The 16,268-nt window shown below is 67.0% G+C and carries 18 protein-coding genes and 1 pseudogene; 8 read left to right on the top strand and 11 right to left on the bottom strand.

The annotated features are described in order from the left end of the window. Nucleotides 1-744 (top strand): FAD-dependent oxidoreductase (locus ACQKDV_RS07650; protein ID WP_427783153.1); only part of this gene is annotated, 744 nt, incomplete at its 5' end. A gap of 271 nt (nt 745-1,015) precedes the next feature. Here the strand turns inward: ACQKDV_RS07650 and ACQKDV_RS07645 are convergent. The 9 genes and pseudogenes from ACQKDV_RS07645 to ACQKDV_RS07605 form a co-directional block, all read right to left on the bottom strand. Further along, nucleotides 1,016-1,279: a hypothetical protein gene (locus ACQKDV_RS07645; RefSeq protein WP_427783152.1), complete on the bottom strand. Its 264-nt coding sequence runs from the start codon at nt 1,277-1,279 to the stop codon at nt 1,016-1,018. Continuing rightward, complete coding sequence (locus ACQKDV_RS07640; RefSeq protein ID WP_427783151.1) at nt 1,276-1,488, bottom strand: hypothetical protein; 213 nt, start codon at nt 1,486-1,488, stop codon at nt 1,276-1,278. The genes ACQKDV_RS07645 and ACQKDV_RS07640 overlap by 4 nt, the downstream gene beginning before the upstream one ends. A gap of 153 nt (nt 1,489-1,641) precedes the next feature. After that, nucleotides 1,642-3,072 carry a replicative DNA helicase gene (locus ACQKDV_RS07635; protein ID WP_427783150.1) on the bottom strand — a complete coding sequence of 477 codons (1,431 nt, stop codon included), beginning with the start codon at nt 3,070-3,072 and terminating at the stop codon, nt 1,642-1,644. A 252-nt stretch (nt 3,073-3,324) separates the two neighbouring features. Beyond that, nucleotides 3,325-3,885 carry an NADPH-dependent FMN reductase gene (locus tag ACQKDV_RS07630; RefSeq protein WP_427783149.1) on the bottom strand — a complete coding sequence of 187 codons (561 nt, stop codon included), beginning with the start codon at nt 3,883-3,885 and terminating at the stop codon, nt 3,325-3,327. 63 nt (nt 3,886-3,948) lie between these two features. Further along, nucleotides 3,949-5,892, bottom strand: coding sequence for an asparagine synthase (glutamine-hydrolyzing) (gene asnB / locus ACQKDV_RS07625; RefSeq protein ID WP_427783148.1), 1,944 nt, complete (start codon nt 5,890-5,892; stop codon nt 3,949-3,951). Nucleotides 5,893-5,895: 3 nt separating this feature from the next. Then, complete coding sequence (locus ACQKDV_RS07620; protein WP_427783147.1) at nt 5,896-8,175, bottom strand: transketolase C-terminal domain-containing protein; 2,280 nt, start codon at nt 8,173-8,175, stop codon at nt 5,896-5,898. 80 nt (nt 8,176-8,255) lie between these two features. After that, nucleotides 8,256-8,915, bottom strand: a complete 660-nt coding sequence (locus ACQKDV_RS07615) for a glutathione S-transferase family protein (protein WP_427783146.1) — start codon at nt 8,913-8,915, stop codon at nt 8,256-8,258. A 144-nt stretch (nt 8,916-9,059) separates the two neighbouring features. Beyond that, nucleotides 9,060-9,390 (bottom strand): annotated as a pseudogene (locus tag ACQKDV_RS07610) (GNAT family N-acetyltransferase); the annotation flags it as partial. Between the two features lie 31 nt (nt 9,391-9,421). Continuing rightward, entirely contained in the window at nt 9,422-10,261 is an 840-nt protein-coding gene (locus tag ACQKDV_RS07605) for a glycine zipper 2TM domain-containing protein (protein WP_427783145.1), read from the bottom strand. Nucleotides 10,262-10,424: 163 nt separating this feature from the next. On the opposite strand from ACQKDV_RS07605, the gene ACQKDV_RS07600 reads away from it, so the two are divergent. Together ACQKDV_RS07600 and ACQKDV_RS07595 are read left to right on the top strand one after the other, a co-directional pair. Next, nucleotides 10,425-10,640 carry a DUF6116 family protein gene (locus ACQKDV_RS07600; protein WP_427783144.1) on the top strand — a complete coding sequence of 72 codons (216 nt, stop codon included), beginning with the start codon at nt 10,425-10,427 and terminating at the stop codon, nt 10,638-10,640. Further along, nucleotides 10,637-11,410 (top strand): TatD family hydrolase, encoded by a 774-nt coding sequence (locus tag ACQKDV_RS07595; protein WP_427783154.1) that lies wholly within the window; start codon nt 10,637-10,639, stop codon nt 11,408-11,410. The genes ACQKDV_RS07600 and ACQKDV_RS07595 overlap by 4 nt, the downstream gene beginning before the upstream one ends. A gap of 123 nt (nt 11,411-11,533) precedes the next feature. Here ACQKDV_RS07595 and ACQKDV_RS07590 read toward each other — a convergent pair whose 3' ends face one another. Then, the gene (locus tag ACQKDV_RS07590) at nt 11,534-12,358 is read right to left on the bottom strand and encodes a tRNA threonylcarbamoyladenosine dehydratase (protein WP_427783143.1); all 825 of its coding nucleotides are present in this window, start codon (nt 12,356-12,358) and stop codon (nt 11,534-11,536) included. 79 nt (nt 12,359-12,437) lie between these two features. On the opposite strand from ACQKDV_RS07590, the gene ACQKDV_RS07585 reads away from it, so the two are divergent. Beyond that, nucleotides 12,438-12,872: a cytochrome c gene (locus ACQKDV_RS07585; protein WP_427783142.1), complete on the top strand. Its 435-nt coding sequence runs from the start codon at nt 12,438-12,440 to the stop codon at nt 12,870-12,872. A 130-nt stretch (nt 12,873-13,002) separates the two neighbouring features. After that, nucleotides 13,003-13,497, top strand: coding sequence for a glycine zipper 2TM domain-containing protein (locus tag ACQKDV_RS07580; protein ID WP_427783141.1), 495 nt, complete (start codon nt 13,003-13,005; stop codon nt 13,495-13,497). A 73-nt stretch (nt 13,498-13,570) separates the two neighbouring features. On the opposite strand, the gene ACQKDV_RS07575 is transcribed toward ACQKDV_RS07580, so the two are convergent. Further along, entirely contained in the window at nt 13,571-13,780 is a 210-nt protein-coding gene (locus ACQKDV_RS07575; protein WP_427783140.1) for a cold-shock protein, read from the bottom strand. Nucleotides 13,781-14,017: 237 nt separating this feature from the next. Between ACQKDV_RS07575 and ACQKDV_RS07570 the strand changes: the two genes are divergently transcribed. The 3 genes from ACQKDV_RS07570 to arsC all read left to right on the top strand — a co-directional run bounded on the left by ACQKDV_RS07570 (nt 14,018) and on the right by arsC (nt 16,121). Beyond that, nucleotides 14,018-14,503 (top strand): DUF456 domain-containing protein, encoded by a 486-nt coding sequence (locus ACQKDV_RS07570; protein ID WP_427783139.1) that lies wholly within the window; start codon nt 14,018-14,020, stop codon nt 14,501-14,503. Between the two features lie 122 nt (nt 14,504-14,625). Beyond that, nucleotides 14,626-15,780 (top strand): phospholipase A, encoded by a 1,155-nt coding sequence (locus ACQKDV_RS07565; protein WP_427783138.1) that lies wholly within the window; start codon nt 14,626-14,628, stop codon nt 15,778-15,780. Continuing rightward, the gene (gene arsC / locus ACQKDV_RS07560; RefSeq protein WP_427783137.1) at nt 15,780-16,121 is read left to right on the top strand and encodes an arsenate reductase (glutaredoxin); all 342 of its coding nucleotides are present in this window, start codon (nt 15,780-15,782) and stop codon (nt 16,119-16,121) included. Before ACQKDV_RS07565 ends, arsC begins: the two co-directional genes overlap by 1 nt. Nucleotides 16,122-16,268 lie beyond the last annotated feature (147 nt).

Raw genomic sequence — 16,268 nt, 5'->3', positions numbered from 1 at the left:
GAACATCGCACCGGCATCGCCGTCGTCGGACGGATCGATGAACACCAGCTCGATCTCGGCGGCCGGGAAAGTCACGCCGTCCAGCTCGACACCTACACCGACAGCGAAGGCGAGAAGACCCTGACCGTGGACAAGCTGCTGGTGGCCGTTGGCCGTCGCGCCGCCACCAAGGGCCTGCTGGCTGAAGGCACCGGCGTCAAGATCAACGAGCGTGGCCAGATCGAAGTGGACGCGCACTGCCACACCGGCGTCAACGGCGTCTGGGCGGTCGGTGACTGCGTGCGCGGCCCGATGCTGGCGCACAAGGGCTTCGAGGAAGGCATCGCGGTGGCCGAACTGATCGCCGGCCTCCCGGGCCACGTCAACTTCGACACCATCCCGTGGGTTATCTACACCGAGCCGGAACTGGCCTGGGTCGGCAAGACCGAAGCCCAGCTGAAGGCCGAAGGCATTCCGTACAAGGCCGGCAGCTTCCCGTTCGCCGCCAACGGTCGCGCCGTGGCGATGATCGAACCGGCAGGCTTCGTGAAGATCCTGGCCCATGCCGAAACCGATCGCATCCTCGGCATGCACCTGGTCGGCGCCAACGTCTCCGAGCTGGTGCACGAAGGTGTGCTGACCATGGAGTTCAGCGGCTCGGCCGATGACCTGGCCCGCATCTGCCACGCCCACCCGTCGCTGTCGGAAGTCGTGCACGACGCCGCCATGGCGGTCAGCAAGCGCGCCATCCACAAGGCGAACTGATCGTCCACTGGTAGTGCCGGCCGCTGGCCGCCACGACTGGATACGAAAAACCCCGCTTCGGCAGGGTTTTTTGTCTGTGCGGCAAGGTCAGCTCAACAACACTGCAGCGCCACCCAGAGCTACGACCGGATGTGCGAAAAGCAGCCGAGAGTGAACCGCACTGTCGTAGAACCGAGCCCATGCTCGGCTGGCCAGTGCAGGAAGCAGCCGAGCATGGGCTCGGCTCTGCAGGAGATGGCCGCCTGATGCGGGGCCGAGCATAGGCTCGGCGCTACACCTTTCCAGCCGGTTTCTTCAGCGGATCGCCACAGACCTCACGCGGCACCACCGTCTCACCGCGCTTCCATTCCTTCACGACACGGCAGCGCTGCTTGGTCTTGGGCACCTCCGAAGCCTTCGCTCCCGCCGCATCCGCCTCGTCGGCACCCGCCAGCTGCTGCCGCTCCAGCCACGCTGAAGACGGCGTCGGTGCCGGCGGTTCAGCCAGTACCGGGCCCGCCAGCAGAGCCAGCCCGACCATCAACAGCGCCCTCATGCGACCGCCGCCCGGCCGCCCAGCACGCGCGCGGGCAGCATGAACAGCGCACGCAGGAAGGCGAACAGGGCCGAGAAGGTAATGCCGACCAGGCGGAACGGCAGGCTCAACAGCCACACCAGCGGCCACAGCAGCAGGGCGAGGACCGCCAACGGCCAGCACAGCACGAACAGCAGGCACCACACGCCCAATGCGAACAGGGTCTTCATGACGGTCTCCTTGGGCGGCACCCTGCCGCCTGCGGACACCATGGCGCCCTGCCCCGGTGGCCGCAAACGGTTTGCGACGAAACCGGGCTGGAGCTGACGAAACCGGGGGAAGCCGCCGGGCATGGCCCGGCGCTACCGAAACACCGCGGGGGCTTATTCGAACGAACCGACCGAGTCGTGGGCCAGGTTGTCGAAGCGGGTGTACTCGCCGAAGAACTTCAGCTTGCACGAACCGGTGGGGCCGCCACGGTGCTTGCCGATGATGATCTCGGCCAGGCCCTTGTCCGGCGAATTTTCCTTGTTGTAGTAGTCATCGCGGTAGATGAACACGATCATGTCCGCGTCCTGCTCGATTGCGCCCGATTCACGAAGGTCGGCCATCACCGGGCGCTTGTCGGTACGCGTTTCCAGCGATCGGTTGAGCTGCGAAAGCGCGATCACCGGCACGTTCAGTTCCTTGGCCAGACCCTTGAGCGAACGCGAAATTTCCGAAATTTCGGTCGCACGGTTTTCGCTGTTGCCCGGCACGCTCATCAACTGCAGGTAGTCGATCACGATCAGCCCCAGATCATGTTCGCGCTTCAGGCGTCGGCACTTGGAACGCAGGATCTCCGGCGACACGCCCGGCGTATCGTCGATGAAGATCTTGGTTTCCTTCAGCATCTTGATCGCACTGGTGACGCGGCTCCAATCTTCGTCTTCCAGCTGGCCGGTACGCAGGCGCTGCGCGTTGATGCGGCCGTTGGAGGAAATCAGACGCATCGCCAGCTGCGAAGCGGACATTTCCATCGAGAATACGGCCACGCCCTTCTTCGACTTGATCGCCGCATATTCTGCGATGTTCAGCGCGAAGGTCGTCTTGCCCATGGCCGGGCGCGCGGCCAGGATGATCAGGTCGGTCGGCTGCAGGCCGGCGGTCATCGCATCGAAGTCGGTATAGCCGGTCGGCAGGCCGGTGATGTTGCCACCGTTCTCGAAACGGTTGCGCAGCTCTTCGAAGGCATCCTTCAGCGCGCCGGGCATCGCCACGAAATCGGTACGCCCGCGCGCGCCCTGTTCGGCAATGGCGAACACGCTTTTTTCGGCCGAGGCCAACAGCTCGCTGCTGTCGCGACCTTCCGGCTGGAAGCCGTCGTTGACGATATCGGTGCCGACCTGGATCAGCTGCCGCAGCACTGCCTTGTCTCGCACGATCTCGGCATAGGCCACGATGTTGGCCGCCGACGGCGTGGTGCTGGCCAGCTCGATCAGGTAGGCGCCATCGCCCACCAGTTCCATCCTGCCCTGCGATTCGAACCACTCGCCCAGGGTCACCGCATCGAACGGGCGCTCGCGCTCGGACAGCTCGCGGATCGCGCGGTAGATCATCTGGTGGTCGCGACGGTAGAAGTCGGTCTCGGTCAGCTGGTCGTTGACCCGATCATAAGCCTCTGGCGCCAGCATCAGGCCACCCAGCACCGCCTGTTCGGCTTCCACCGAGTGCGGCGGCACGCGCAACTGATCGATGCGCGACTCGTCGCGGTCGCGGTCGAAGCCATCACCGCGCTCTTTGCGGTTGGAACGGAAGCCGGGGCGGGCGGACATGCTGCGGTGTTTCCTGCGAAAGTGGGCCAGACGAGTGTAGGCATGCGCCGACCCCGACGCATGGACAAGCCTGTGGATAAGCCGTGGAAGAACGGGGGATATCCGCCGCGGTGCGACGTGCTTGTCCGGCCTATGAGATCCCATTATCGCATGGTCGGGGTCAGAGCCCGTCGCTGCGCGACAGGATCCGCCCCCGTCAGCAGGGCGTCGGATCCCTCTGCACAGCAGAGGGCTCTGACACCGAAAACAGCGTCAATCGCCCTTGCCGTGCACCGCGATCAGCTTCAGGAACCGGTCCACGTAGCCCTGCAGGAATTTCTGCGTGCCCTCGTTATGGATCGTCCCGTCGGCGCCGATCAGCTCATCCTTGAAATGAATGAACGCTTCGGGTTGACCGAGCACGTGCATGTCCAGGAAGGCCAGGGTGTTGCGCAGGTGCTGCTGGGCCACCGCCGTGCCGATCTGGCCGATGGAAGCGCCGATAACCGCTGCCGGTTTTCCACCGAAGGCGCTGTCGCCGTATGGCCGCGAGCCGATGTCGATGGCGTTCTTCAGCACGCCCGGCACCGAGCGGTTGTATTCCGGGGTGACGAACAGCACTGCGTCGGCGCTGCGCACCTCGTCCTTCAGGCGCGTACCCTGGGCCGGGTAGCTGCCATCGAAATCCTGGTTGTACAGCGGCAGATCATCGATGCGCACGTACTGGAAACGCGCTCGATCACCGGCCAGTTTTTCCAGTGCCAAGGCCAGCCTGCGGTTGCAGGATTCCTTGCGCAGGCTGCCAACGAACACGGCGATGGTGGGAACAGGCATGGCGGGACACTCCTGACGGGAAAACGCCAGCGTAGCGGCCGCCCCGCTGTGCCACGGTGAAGATCAACCGCGCGCCACGCCCGCACGCACCTGCCGCCAATGGTCCTGCCAGGCCTGGAACATCAGCACGTTCCACAGGTGGGTATGCCACTTGCGCTGGCCACCCAGGAACTGCTGCCACAGCGGCTGCACGGCGGCCGCCGACAGCACGCCTTCGCGTTCCAGCCTCGCCGGCTGCAGCAGATCATCGGCCCATGGCCGCAGGTCGCCCTTGAGCCAGTCACTCACCGGCGCGCCGAAGCCGCGCTTGGGCCGGTGCACCATTGACGGCGGCACATAACGGCCGAGCACGCGCTTGAGCAGCACCTTGCTGGTGTCCTCGCTGCGCTTGAAGGCCAACGGCAGCGACCACGCGAATTCAGCCACGCGCCAGTCCAGCAGCGGCGCACGGGCCTCCAGGCTGACTGCCATCGAGGTGCGGTCGACCTTGCACAGCAGGTCGTCGGGCAGGTAGCTGACGAAGTCGGCCAGCATCATCGCATCGGCCGGGGTACCCGCGCCGTGCAGCGGGTCGGCCAGGTCGTAGAAGCTGCCGGCCTCGCGTGCGCCTATCACCGCCGCTGCCGGGTCGCGCCAGCGCGAAATGCGGTTGCGGTAGACATCGCCGATGCCACGCGCGCCGGTCTCGGCCAGCAGCGCGGCCAGGCCACCGGTGCGTGAGGCCTCGCCCTGCCGGTGCGCACGCGCGCCCATCCAGCGCCGCAGCGGCGCCGGCACGCGGCCCAGCATCTGCCAGTTGCGCAGCGCGCGTACGTAGCGGGTGTAGCCGAAGAACAGCTCGTCGCCACCGTCGCCGGACAGGGCCACCGTCACGCCCTGGCGCGCCAGGCGCGCGACCAGCGCGGTCGGCACCTGCGACGCATCGGCGAAGGGCTCATCGAACATCGCCGGCAACTGTGGCACCACGGCCAGCGCATCGGCGCCACTCACATAGAGTTCGGTGTGGTCGCAGCCGAGGTGGCCTGCCAGCTCCTTGGCCAGCGGCGCTTCGTCATGGTGCGAGCCACTGAAGCCGATGCTGAAGCTGTGCACCGGCGGCGTGCTCTGCGCCTGCATCAACGCCGCCACCAGTGATGAATCGGTGCCGCCGGAAAGGAACACACCCACCGGAACGTCGGCCACCATGCGCAGCGCCACGGCATCGCGCAGCAGGACGTCCAGCTGTTCCTCGGCGTCCTCGATGCGGCCCTGGAACGGTGCAGCCAAGGCCGCCTGCATGCGCGCACGGGCATCCCAGTACGGGCGCTGCACCTGCTCGGGGCGGTGCGCGGCCGCGCCGGCGGCCACCATCGCCGCGTCCAGGCGCAGCACGCGGCCGGGCATCAGCTTGTAGCAGCGCTGGTGGATGCTGTGCGGGGCCGGAATGTAATCCAGGCGCAGCAGCAGGGTCAGGGCATCACGGTCGATGTCGTTGTCGAAGTCCGGGTGCTGCCACAAGGCCTTCAGTTCCGAACCGAAGACCAGCGTGTCGCCGGCCCAGCCGTAGTACAGCGGCTTCTTGCCCACCCGGTCGCGGGCCAGCCACAGGCACTGCTCCTGGCGGTCCCACAGGGCGATGGCAAACATGCCGTTGGCGCGCTGCAGGGTGTCCTCGACGCCCCACTGCAGGATCGCCGCCAGCAGCACCTCGGTATCGGAATGGCCGCGGAAGGCATGGCCCAGCGGTTCCAGCTCGTCACGCAGGGCGGCGAAGGTGTAGACCTCGCCGTTGTAGGCCATCACGTAACGGCCGTCGGCCGAGGCCATCGGCTGGTGGCCCAGCGGTGACAGGTCCAGGATGCTCAGGCGGCGGTGCGCCAGGGCGATGCCGGCCGTGGCGTCGACCCAGGTGCCGCCATCATCCGGCCCGCGGTGGTGCAGCGCCTGCCCCATGGCCAGCGCCTGCGCCTGCAGCACCTCGGCCGGCGACTGCGCCGCCGGCAACAACATTCCCGCCAATCCACACATGCATCAGGGTTCCTGCGCCAGGTCGAGGGCGGCGCCAATCACCGCATTGTCGCTTGGAAGCCCAAACATTGCTGCCCCCGCCAGCGGCGTATAGGTATCGGCGCCGCAGACCCGCCGCAGCGGCAGGTGACCATGGCCGGCCTCGACCAGTGCGGTAACCACGCCCTCGCCCACCCCGCCACTGTGGCGGCCTTCATCCAGCACCAGCACCCGCCGGGCGCTGGCGGCCTGGCCAGCGATGAACCCCGCATCCAGCGGCACCAGCCAGCGCAGGTCGACCACCCGCACCTGCCAGCCGGTCTGCGCTTCGATGGCAGGCACCGCGCGCAGCGCCATCGGCACGCCGTTGCCATAGGTGAACACCACCAGATCCTCGGCATCAGGCGCATGGACCCGGCCCTCGCCCAGCACCAGCGCCTGCCCCGGCGGCGGGTAGTCGAACAGCCACTGGCCATCACCAGCCGCATGCAGGTCCTTGCTCATGTACAACGCGATCGGTTCCAGGAACACGGCCACCCGGCCATCCACCCGGGCCAGCGCCGCCAACGTGCGCAGCATCATCACCGCATCGTCCCCGCGTGACGGGCAGCCCACCACCAGCCCGGGAATGTCGCGCAGCGCGGTGATCGAGTTGTCGTTGTGGAAATGGCCACCGAACCCCTTCTGGTAGCCCAGCCCGGCCACCCGCACCAGCATCGGGTTGCGGAACTGGTCGTTGGAGAAAAACTGCAGCGAACAGGCTTCGCCGCGCAGCTGGTCGATGGCGTTGTGCAGGTAGGCCAGGTACTGGATTTCCGGGATCGGCAGCAGGCCCATGTTGGCCAGGCCCTGGGCCAGGCCCAGGATCATCGTCTCGTCCAGCAGGGTGTTGAACACCCGGCGCGGGCCGAAGCGGCGCAGCAGGTCCTTGGTAACCGTGTAGACACCGCCCTTCTGCGCCACATCCTCGCCGAACAGCAGCGCCTGCGGGTACTTGCACAGCAGTTCCTGCAGGGCATGGTTGATCTGCACCGCCAGATGCCGCGGCGGCTGCCGCTCCGGCAGCGCGTCGGCACCGCCGTACAGGGCCTCGCGCGCCTCGGCCGGCACCGGGCGCTGCGCCTCGGCCATCACCGCCGCCGGCGTGTACGGTGCCAGAGGCGCCACTACTTCCTCCAGCGACTGCAGCTTCGGCCGGCCCTCGGCCTCGGCAGCCGCCGCCAGGCAGCGCGCGCGCAGGGTCTCATAGGCCGCCTCGATGCCGGCGGCATCCATCCAACCCGATTCCAGCGCGATCTGCGCCGAACGCCGCAGCGGGTCCAGTGCCTCGGCCGCGCACAGATCCGCCAGCGCGCGCCATTCCACTTCGAAGTCGGTACCTGCGTGGCCCATCAGCCGCGTGGTGCGCAGGTGCAGGAAGGTCGGTCGACGCGTGCGCCGGCAATGTTCCACCGCCGCCTGCACCTGCACATGGCCCGCGGCCAGATCCAGTCCGTCGGCGTAGTAGTAGTCCAGCCCCGGCTGGCGGCTGAACCGCTCGGCAATCCAGCCTTCCGGGGTCTTCACCGAAATGCCCAGGCCGTTGTCCTCGCAGACGAACAGGACCGGCGCCGGCAGCTTCTGGTAGGCCGACCACATCGCGGTATTGAAGGCGGTCTGCGCGGTGGCGTGGTTGGCCGAGGCATCGCCGAAGGAACACAGCACGATGCTGTCGGCGGGAATCGGCAGCGACTGGCCCAGGCGCTTGCCGCTTTCGATGGCCAGCGCCGTGCCCAGTGCCTTGGGCAGGTGCGAGGCGATGGTCGAGGTCTGCGGCAGTACCCACAGCGGGCGGCTGCCCCAGACCTTGTGGCGGCCGCCGCTGGCCGGGTCATCGGCGCTGGCGGCAAAGGACAGCGCAGCGTCCCGCAAGGCATCCAGGCCCGGCACCTGCCGCGCACGCTCGGCCATGAAGGCGCCGGAGCGGTAATGCAGGAACGCCGGATCGGTATGCCGGCAGGCTCGTGCCAGCAGCGCGTTGCCCTCATGGCCGGACGAGCCGATGGTGTAGAAGACCTTGTTCTGCACGCGCAGCACGCGCGCCATCAGATCCAGCTGGCGGCTGGCCAGCTGCGAATCGAACAGCTCGGCGAACGCCGCTGCGGTCAGCGTGCTGCCCGGCAGGATCGGCGCATCCGGCGCCGGCTTCGGGCGCGGCAACCCACGCCAGCCACGCACCGCCTCGAGAAAATTGACGTCGCACACTTCGGCGCGGTTGAGCACGCGCATGCGTGCGGGGATCGGATCGGGAACCACAGCAAACATCGAACACCCTCCGTGCCGTTGTTGCATTCCGCCGGGCGTGGCCCGGCGCTACCGTACCGGCTTTCGCGGCAAGCTCGACGCTACCCGCGCCCCTCCAGGCGGGCACGCACCTCGGCAGCCACCGCTGGCATCGCCACGAACCGCGGCTGCTCGCGCACGCGCTGCAGCCACGCGCGCACTTCCACGAACGGCTGCAGGTCGATGCCACCATCAGCGGCAACGTCGGTATAGGCGAACAGCGCGATGTCGGCGATGCCGTATTCGCTGCCGGTGAACCATTGCGCCTGCCGCAGGTGCTGCTCCATCACCGCCAGCGCCGTGGCCGCACGTTCCTGCAGCCGCGGCAGTTCGGCCCGACGCGGGGAATCCAGCGCGGTCCAGCCACGGATGAAGCGCGCCACCGCCACGCAGGGCTCGTGGCTGTACTGCTCGAAGAACATCCAGCTCAGCGCCTGCGCGCGCTCCCAGCCATCGGTGGGCAGGTAGGGCGTACCTTCGGCCAGCCAGAACAGAATCGCGTTGGATTCGGTCAGCACGCGGCCATCGTCGCGCACGATCAACGGCACCTTGGCGTTGGGATTGAGGGCCAGGAATTCAGGCGTGTGGGTCTGCCCATGCGCGCTGTCCACTTCCACCCAGCGGTAACGGCTGCCGAGCTGCTCCAGCAGCAACCGCACCTTGTGGCAATTGCCCGACACCGACATGCCATGCACCGTCAACGGAACGCGCTCATCCACCATTGCCTGCTCCAGCGAATCCCGGCCGACAGCCGGCTGCGTGCAGTCTGGCAAGCACATCGGCCGGTGCCAAGCGCGGGTGCAGCATCAACGCCCGCGCTGCTGCCAGTGCGCGCGTGACTGCCCCCAGATCTGCAGTGGCTTGCCCTAATAGGGCGGCGGCAACTGGCCCCCCTGCGCAGCAGGCTGCTGCCGATCCTGCGGGCGCCCACCCTCGACGTCTCGTTGTCATCGGCGATGGTGTGGATCACCTCGTCCCACCCCAGCGTCTCCAACGCCCAGTCGATGGCAGCCACCGCCGCTTCCGGGGCGTAGCCGCGGCCCCAGCTGGCGCGGCGGATGCTCCCGCCCACTTCTGGGCCCGGCCAGCCCAACGGCTGCCAAGGGCCCATGCGCGCGACCCATTCCCACTGGCTTTTTCGGTGACGCTGAACATGGAATAGCCGAACGGCTGCAACGAAACAGGCCGGCAAAAGCCGGCCTGTCCCAAACCTGCTGCAGGCAACGCGTTACTGGCGGTTGGCCGCCGCGTCACCCGCGGCCGCCGTCTGCGTGACCAGCTGGCCGTCCACCACCGGCAGGCGGTCGCTGGCCGGCTTGTTGTCCATGCGTACGGTCTTCTCGGCGCCATCGTAACGGTAGGTCACGTTGTAGCCCTTGACCACATCGTTGGTGCCCATCGGGATGCGGGTGCCCGGCTTGCTGGCCATGCGCATGGTGCCGGTGGTGCCGTCTTCGTTGCGATAGGTCACGTTGTAACCGGTCACGCGGCTGGACTCGGACGTCGCCGTTTCAGTGTGGCACTGGCGCTCGGTACGGTTGACCACGCGGCCACCCACGTGGCGCTTGTCCACCTGGTTGCCGATGAAGCCACCCGCCACGGCGCCAGCAGCAGTGGCGGCTTTCCTGCCGTTGCCGCCACCAACCTGGTTGCCCAGCAGGCCACCCACCACGGCGCCGACCACCGTGCCGCCGACATTGCCGTCACGTTCGGGCAGGCGCTCCTGCACGACCACGTCCTGGCAGACTTCATGCGGGGTCTGGGTGGTGGAGGTCTCGCGCACCGGCTCGGTGCCGATGACCGTGGCATATGCCTTCTGCTTCTCGGTGAGTGGGTCGACCTTCAGCACGTCGGCATATTCCAGACCACGCGGGGCAGTGGCATCAACGGCATCGCCGCGCGCACCATCATCGGCAGCGCTGCCATCGACCAGGCGCGATTCCGCAGGATTTGCCGCGCCCAGCGCGTCCGGTGCCTTGTCGCCACTTTTCATGAAAGCAGCCGTGGCAATGCCACCCACCAGCAGCGCGCCCGCTGCGACCAGGACCGTTGTTGTTGTGCTTTTCATGACCTGCTCCTTGCGGACCGTCCGCGACGTTTTCAATGCAGATTGCAGCATGGCCTGCCTGAACGGAATCTCCACAATTCCTGCTCATGGCCGTAACCCATTCAGCCTCGGGAAATGCACGGCCCGTGGTAGCGTTTGCATCCTGCCCACAAGGAGCTCCGCCATGGCCAACCCGATGCTGCTGCCGGTCCTGCAATGGGCGCGCCGGCTGCGCTACCCCACCCTGTTCAAGCTCACCGCCGGCCTGTTTGCGCTGACGCTGTTCATTCCCGATCCTATCCCGTTCGTGGACGAACTGGTGCTGGGTCTGGGCACCCTGCTGCTGGCCAACTGGAAGAATCGCAGCGCGGCAACGCCGCCACCGCTGGAACTGCGCTGAGCATGCTGATCGACAGCCATTGCCATCTGGATGCCAGCGAGTTCGATCCCGACCGCGCGGCCGTGATCGACCGCGCCCGTGCTGCCGGCGTGCAGGCCCAGGTGGTGCCGGCGGTGACCGCCGCCAGCTGGCCCAAGCTGCGCGAGGTCTGCCAGCAGGCTGCCGGTCTGCACCCCGCCTACGGCCTGCACCCGATGTTCCTGGCCGACCATCGTCCCGAGCACCTGCATCAGCTGCGCGACTGGATCGAGCGCGAGCGCCCCTGCGCGATCGGTGAATGTGGCCTGGATTTCTTCGTCGATGGGCTGGACGCCGAAGCGCAGCAGGACTATTTCGTCGGCCAGCTGACGCTGGCGCGCGACTTCGACCTGCCGGTGATCGTGCATGCGCGCCGCGCGGTGGATGCGGTGATTGCGGCGATCCGCCGTATCGGCGGCCTGCGTGGCGTGGTGCACAGCTATTCCGGCAGCCCTGAACAGGCCGCGCAACTGGACAAGCTGGGCTTCCTTGTCGGCCTCGGCGGGCCGCTGACCTATGAACGCGCGCAGCGCCTGCAACGCCTGGTGCGCGAGATGCCGCTGCAGCAGCTGCTGCTGGAAACCGACGCGCCGGACCAGCCCGATGCAGGCATCCGTGGCCAGCGCAATGAGCCGGCACGGCTGTCGGTGATCGCCCGCCACGTGGCCGCGCTGCGTAGCATGGACGTTGAAGCCGTGGCCCGGGCCACCAGCGAGAACGCGCGGCGGCTGTTCGCGCTGCCGCCCCACTGATGGGCATGCCGGCCAGCGGCCGGCACTACCGTTCGGTCGTCACCATTCCGCGCCTGGCACCAGACGACGGGCATCCCAGGTAGTGCCGGCCGCTGGCCGACAACCCACGAATGAATGACCGAATCAGGCCGAATCCCGGCCAGCGGCCGGCACTACCTTTTTTTTCGGTTCCAGCAGCATTTCCAGCGCCTTGCCGACCGCGGCGAATGCGAACGCGCCGGTGATGTGCGTGGCCGCGCCCAACCCGGCGCCGCAATCCAGCTTCAGCGCCGCATCGGCGCCCAGGTTCGGACGCAGGCCGCAGACACTGCCATCGGCCTGCGGGTACTTCACATTCTCCAGCGAATACACCGCAGGCACGCCGAAGTAGCGCTTGGCGTTCTTCGGGAAGTTGAACTCGCTGCGCAGCTTCTTGCGGATCAGCGCCAGCATCGCGTCGTGCTCGGTACGCGAGACATCGCGGATGCGTACCAAGGTCGGGTCGGTACGGCCGCCGGCAGCGCCCACGGTCAGCAGCGGCAGTTTGCGGCGGCGGCACCAGGCGATGGTTTCCACCTTCACCCGGAAACTGTCGCAGGCGTCGATGACCAGATCGAAACCACGGTCCAGCAGTTCGGCCATGTTGCTGCTGGTGAGGAAGGCCTGCACGGCGTCGACCTCGATCTGCGGGTTGATTGCGCGGCAGCGCTCGGCCATCGCGTCGGACTTGTTGCGGCCGTAGTTGCCTTCCATCGCCGGCAGCTGCCGGTTGGTGTTGGACACGCAGATGTCGTCGGCATCGATCAGGGTCAGGTGGCCGACCGCCGAGCGGGCCAACGCTTCCACCACCCACGAGCCGACACCGCCCATGCCCACCACCGCCACGCGGCTGCCCTGCAGGCGCTCGAGCGCACCTACGCCATACAGCCGTTCGATGCCGGCAAAGCGTTGTTTGACCTGTTCGTTCATCCCGCTATTTTAACGTGCAGGCAGCAGCGGCCATAGCAGGCCGCCATCGAACCCACCGCTGCACGCCAGGAGCACACGCATGAACGCCAGCCCGTCCCGTCGTCCTTCCGCCGTCCAACGTTACCTCTTCGTGCTCGGCCTGGGCCTGCTGATCGGCCTGGTCGCCACGATCATGGTCGGCCGCGCCCTGCAGGCCGGCCGCGATCCCTTCCCGCACAGCCTGATGCACGTCATGCAACGGCAGGCCGAACTGCTGCAGCAGGCCCAGCAACAGAACCGCTGCAGCCTGGCCGACAGCGTGCCGCGCCTGCAGTCGCTGCGGCTGCTGTCCAACGATTTCGATCTGGCGTTTCCCAAACTGAAGGACGATGCACGCTTCCAGCAGCATGCCAGCCAGTACCGCGCCAGCCTCAATGCCGCACTGGCGGCACCGCCCAGCGACTGTGCCGCCCTGGCCAAGGTGGTGCAGACGGTGCAGGACGATTGCCGCGCCTGCCACCAGGACTTCCGCTGATTCATCTTCCAGCCGGGGAAGGCAGGTGCGATTGGCACCTCGTTCACATTGAAAAGTGGACGATTCGACCACCCTGCTGCATGACGCAGTATCACCCCTTCCACCCGCCTTCACGGCCAGGAGACGCCCCATGAAGATCCAGCTCATCGCCGCCAGCGCCATCGCTACGCTTGCCCTGGCCGGCTGCGCCACCTCGCCCGGTTACGGCGGCGGTGGTTACAACAATGGCGGTTACAACAATGGCGGCTATGGCAACAACGGCTACAACCAGGGGCGTTGCGCCGACTGCGGCATCGTGACCCAGATCAACACCGTCGCCTCGGGCCGCACCGCGCCCAGCGCGACCGGCGCGATCCTCGGCGGCATCGTCGGCGCCGTAGCCGGCCATGAGATCTCCGACCACACCGGTGGCAGCCGCGGCAACAAGAATGTCGCCGCAGCGGCGGGCGCGGTCGGTGGTGCCCTCGCAGGCAACCAGATCCAGAAGAACGTCACCAGCGATACCTACGACATTACCGTGCGCATGGATGATGGCCGCACCGTCGTGGTCAACCAGCGCGACCTAGCGGGCATCCGCGAAAACACCTACGTCCGCGTGGTCAACGGCCGGGTCATCCTGCGCTGACCGGGCTGGCGCCGCTGACAATGAAAAAGGCCCGCTTGCGCGGGCCTTTTTCGTGCGATGCACTGCGGTCGGATCAGACCGGCTGCACTGCGTCGGCCTGCATGCCCTTCTGGCCCTGGACGGCGATGAAGGTGACCTTCTGGCCTTCCTGCAGGGTCTTGAAGCCCTGGGTCTGGATGGCACGGAAATGCACGAACACGTCTTCGCCGTTTTCACGGCTGATGAAGCCGAAGCCCTTTGCATCGTTGAACCACTTGACGGTACCGGTCTCGCGATCAGACATCTCACTCACTCCCTGGTGACTCTCTCTTGTTGTTGGGTACGCCTGGTTGGGCGGCTGACAAGCAAGGGGGAAGCGAGGTGCAACGATGCAGCGGATCGAAGAGATCTTGCTTCATCAGGCCACGATCCACGGTGACCTTGCCAAGCTCAGCGACTGCAACTTAACCTGACCAAAACGAAAAATCAACTGGCAAAATCTTTCACTGTCAAGCCCAAAAAGACCACCATACGGGGCAGCATGGACCTCTCATTCATCTTGTATCTGCTAGCTGCGGTTCTGGTCCTCGTGGGCTTTGCCGGCATCGTGCTGCCCGCCCTGCCCGGCGTGCCCCTGGTCTTCGTCGGCCTGCTCTGCGCAGCTTGGGCTGACGGCTTTGCCCATGTCGGCTGGCCCACCTTGCTGGCCCTGGGCGTCCTCACTGCGCTGTCCCTGCTGGTGGACGTCCTGTCCACGGTGGTGGGCGCGCAGCGCGTGGGCGCCAGCCGCAAGGCCCTGTGGGGTACCTTCGTGGGCAGCATCGTCGGCCTGTTCTTCATGCCCGTGGGCCTGTTTGCCGGTCCGTTGCTGGGCGCGCTGCTGGGCGAGTACTGGCACACCCGCGAACTGGGCCGCTCGACCAAGGTCGGCCTAGCCACCTGGCTGGGCATCCTGCTGGGCCTGGCGCTCAAACTGGCGGTGGTGATCGCCATGCTGGGCCTGTTCGCGTTCGCCTGGTTCCTGTGATGCGGCGTCCTTCACGCCGCGCCCACACCTGCGCCGGGCATAAACCGAAGGGCTGGCCGTTGCCGCGGGCAGCCGCCACACTGTGCGTCTTCCCGTATTCATCCTCTGAAGGGCCTGCTGCAATGACCCTCCCCACGCTGCTCCCCCGCTTCGCGCCCCTGGCCCTCGCCTTGGCCAGCGCGCCACTGGCCGCGCAGGAAATCGCGCCCACCGCGACCACCACGCCGGCCGGCTGTGCCGCCATCGATACCGATGCCGCACGACTGTCCTGCTACGACCGGCTGTTCGGCCGCAATGCCCAGGCCACCGCTGAGGCCGACGCCGCTGCCCAGCAGGCCGCCCAGGCCCTGCGTGAACAGCGCCGCGCCGCACGCCTGAGCCAGGGCGAGGAGAACCTGCGCGCCCGCGTGGGCGACATCTTCCGCCCGGCACCGGATGACAGTGCGCTGGCCAACGCCGGGCGGGGTTCACTGCTGGACAGCCGCTGGGAGCTGGCTGAGGATTCCAAGCTGGGCCCGTTCCAGCTGCGCGCCTACAAGCCGGTCTATCTGCTGCCCGCGTTCTGGACCAGCGACAAGAACCAGACGCCGCAATCGCCGAACCCGGCCAACAGCGTGACCACGCCGCAGGTGCTGGACAGCACCGAACTGAAGTTCCAGATCAGCTTCAAGACCAAGATTGCCGAGAACCTGTTCGGCGACAACGGCGACATCTGGGCCGGTTACACCCAGAGCTCGCGCTGGCAGGCCTACAACGCGGAAAACTCGCGTCCGTTCCGCGAAACCAATTACGAGCCGGAAGTGATGATGGTGTTCCGCAACGGCTACTCGATCGGTGGCTGGCGTGGGCGCATGACCGGCATCAGCCTCAACCACCAGTCCAACGGTCGTGCCGATCCGCTGTCGCGCAGCTGGAACCGGGTGATGCTCAACATCGGCCTGGACCGCGAGAACTGGGCACTGGTGCTGCGCCCGTGGTACCGCATTCCCGAATCGCGCAGCGATGACAACAACCCGGACATCGAGGATTACATGGGCCGCGGCGACGCGACCTTGATCTGGAACCGCAACGGCCATGAAGTGGCACTGATGGCACGCCATTCGCTGCGCACCGGTGACCGTTCGCACGGCGCGCTGCAGCTCGATTACGGGTTCCCGATCAGCAACCTGCTGCGCGGCCACATCCAGGTCTTCGACGGTTATGGCGAAAGCATGATCGACTACAACCACAAGGCCACCTACGTGGGCGTGGGCGTATCGCTGCTGGAGTGGTTCTGATGACGGTGACGATCTGGCACAACCCGGCGTGCAGCAACTCGCGCGGCGCGCTGGCGTTGATCCGCGCCGCCGGCATCGATCCGGTGGTGGTCGACTACCTGGGCAATCCACCGGACGAGGCGATGCTGCGTGCGGTGCTGGACGAATCCGGGCTGTCCGCCAGCGAGCTGGTGCGCAGCAAGGAAGCCCCGTTCGCCGAGCTGGGCCTGGCCGATGCCGATGAAGATACCCTGCTGGCCGCCATGGCCGGGCACCCACGCCTGATCAATCGACCAGTGGTGCGCGCGCCCAAGGGCACGCGCCTGTGCCGCCCGCCGGAGCGCGTCCTCGACCTGCTGTAACAACCGGCCGCGCAGATCCCGACGTTACCCGCAGCCCGGCGGGCGATTCCGGTAGAGTCGACCGTTGGTCGACTGCTCTTTGCAGCAACCGCAGAAATCCCGCGCTGCGCGCGATGGTCGACCAACGGTCGACTCTACCCCGTCACC

The organism is Stenotrophomonas sp. NPDC077659 (genome assembly GCF_050268705.1).
Classification (GTDB): domain Bacteria; phylum Pseudomonadota; class Gammaproteobacteria; order Xanthomonadales; family Xanthomonadaceae; genus Stenotrophomonas.
This window is presented reverse-complemented; position numbering and strand designations above follow the sequence as displayed.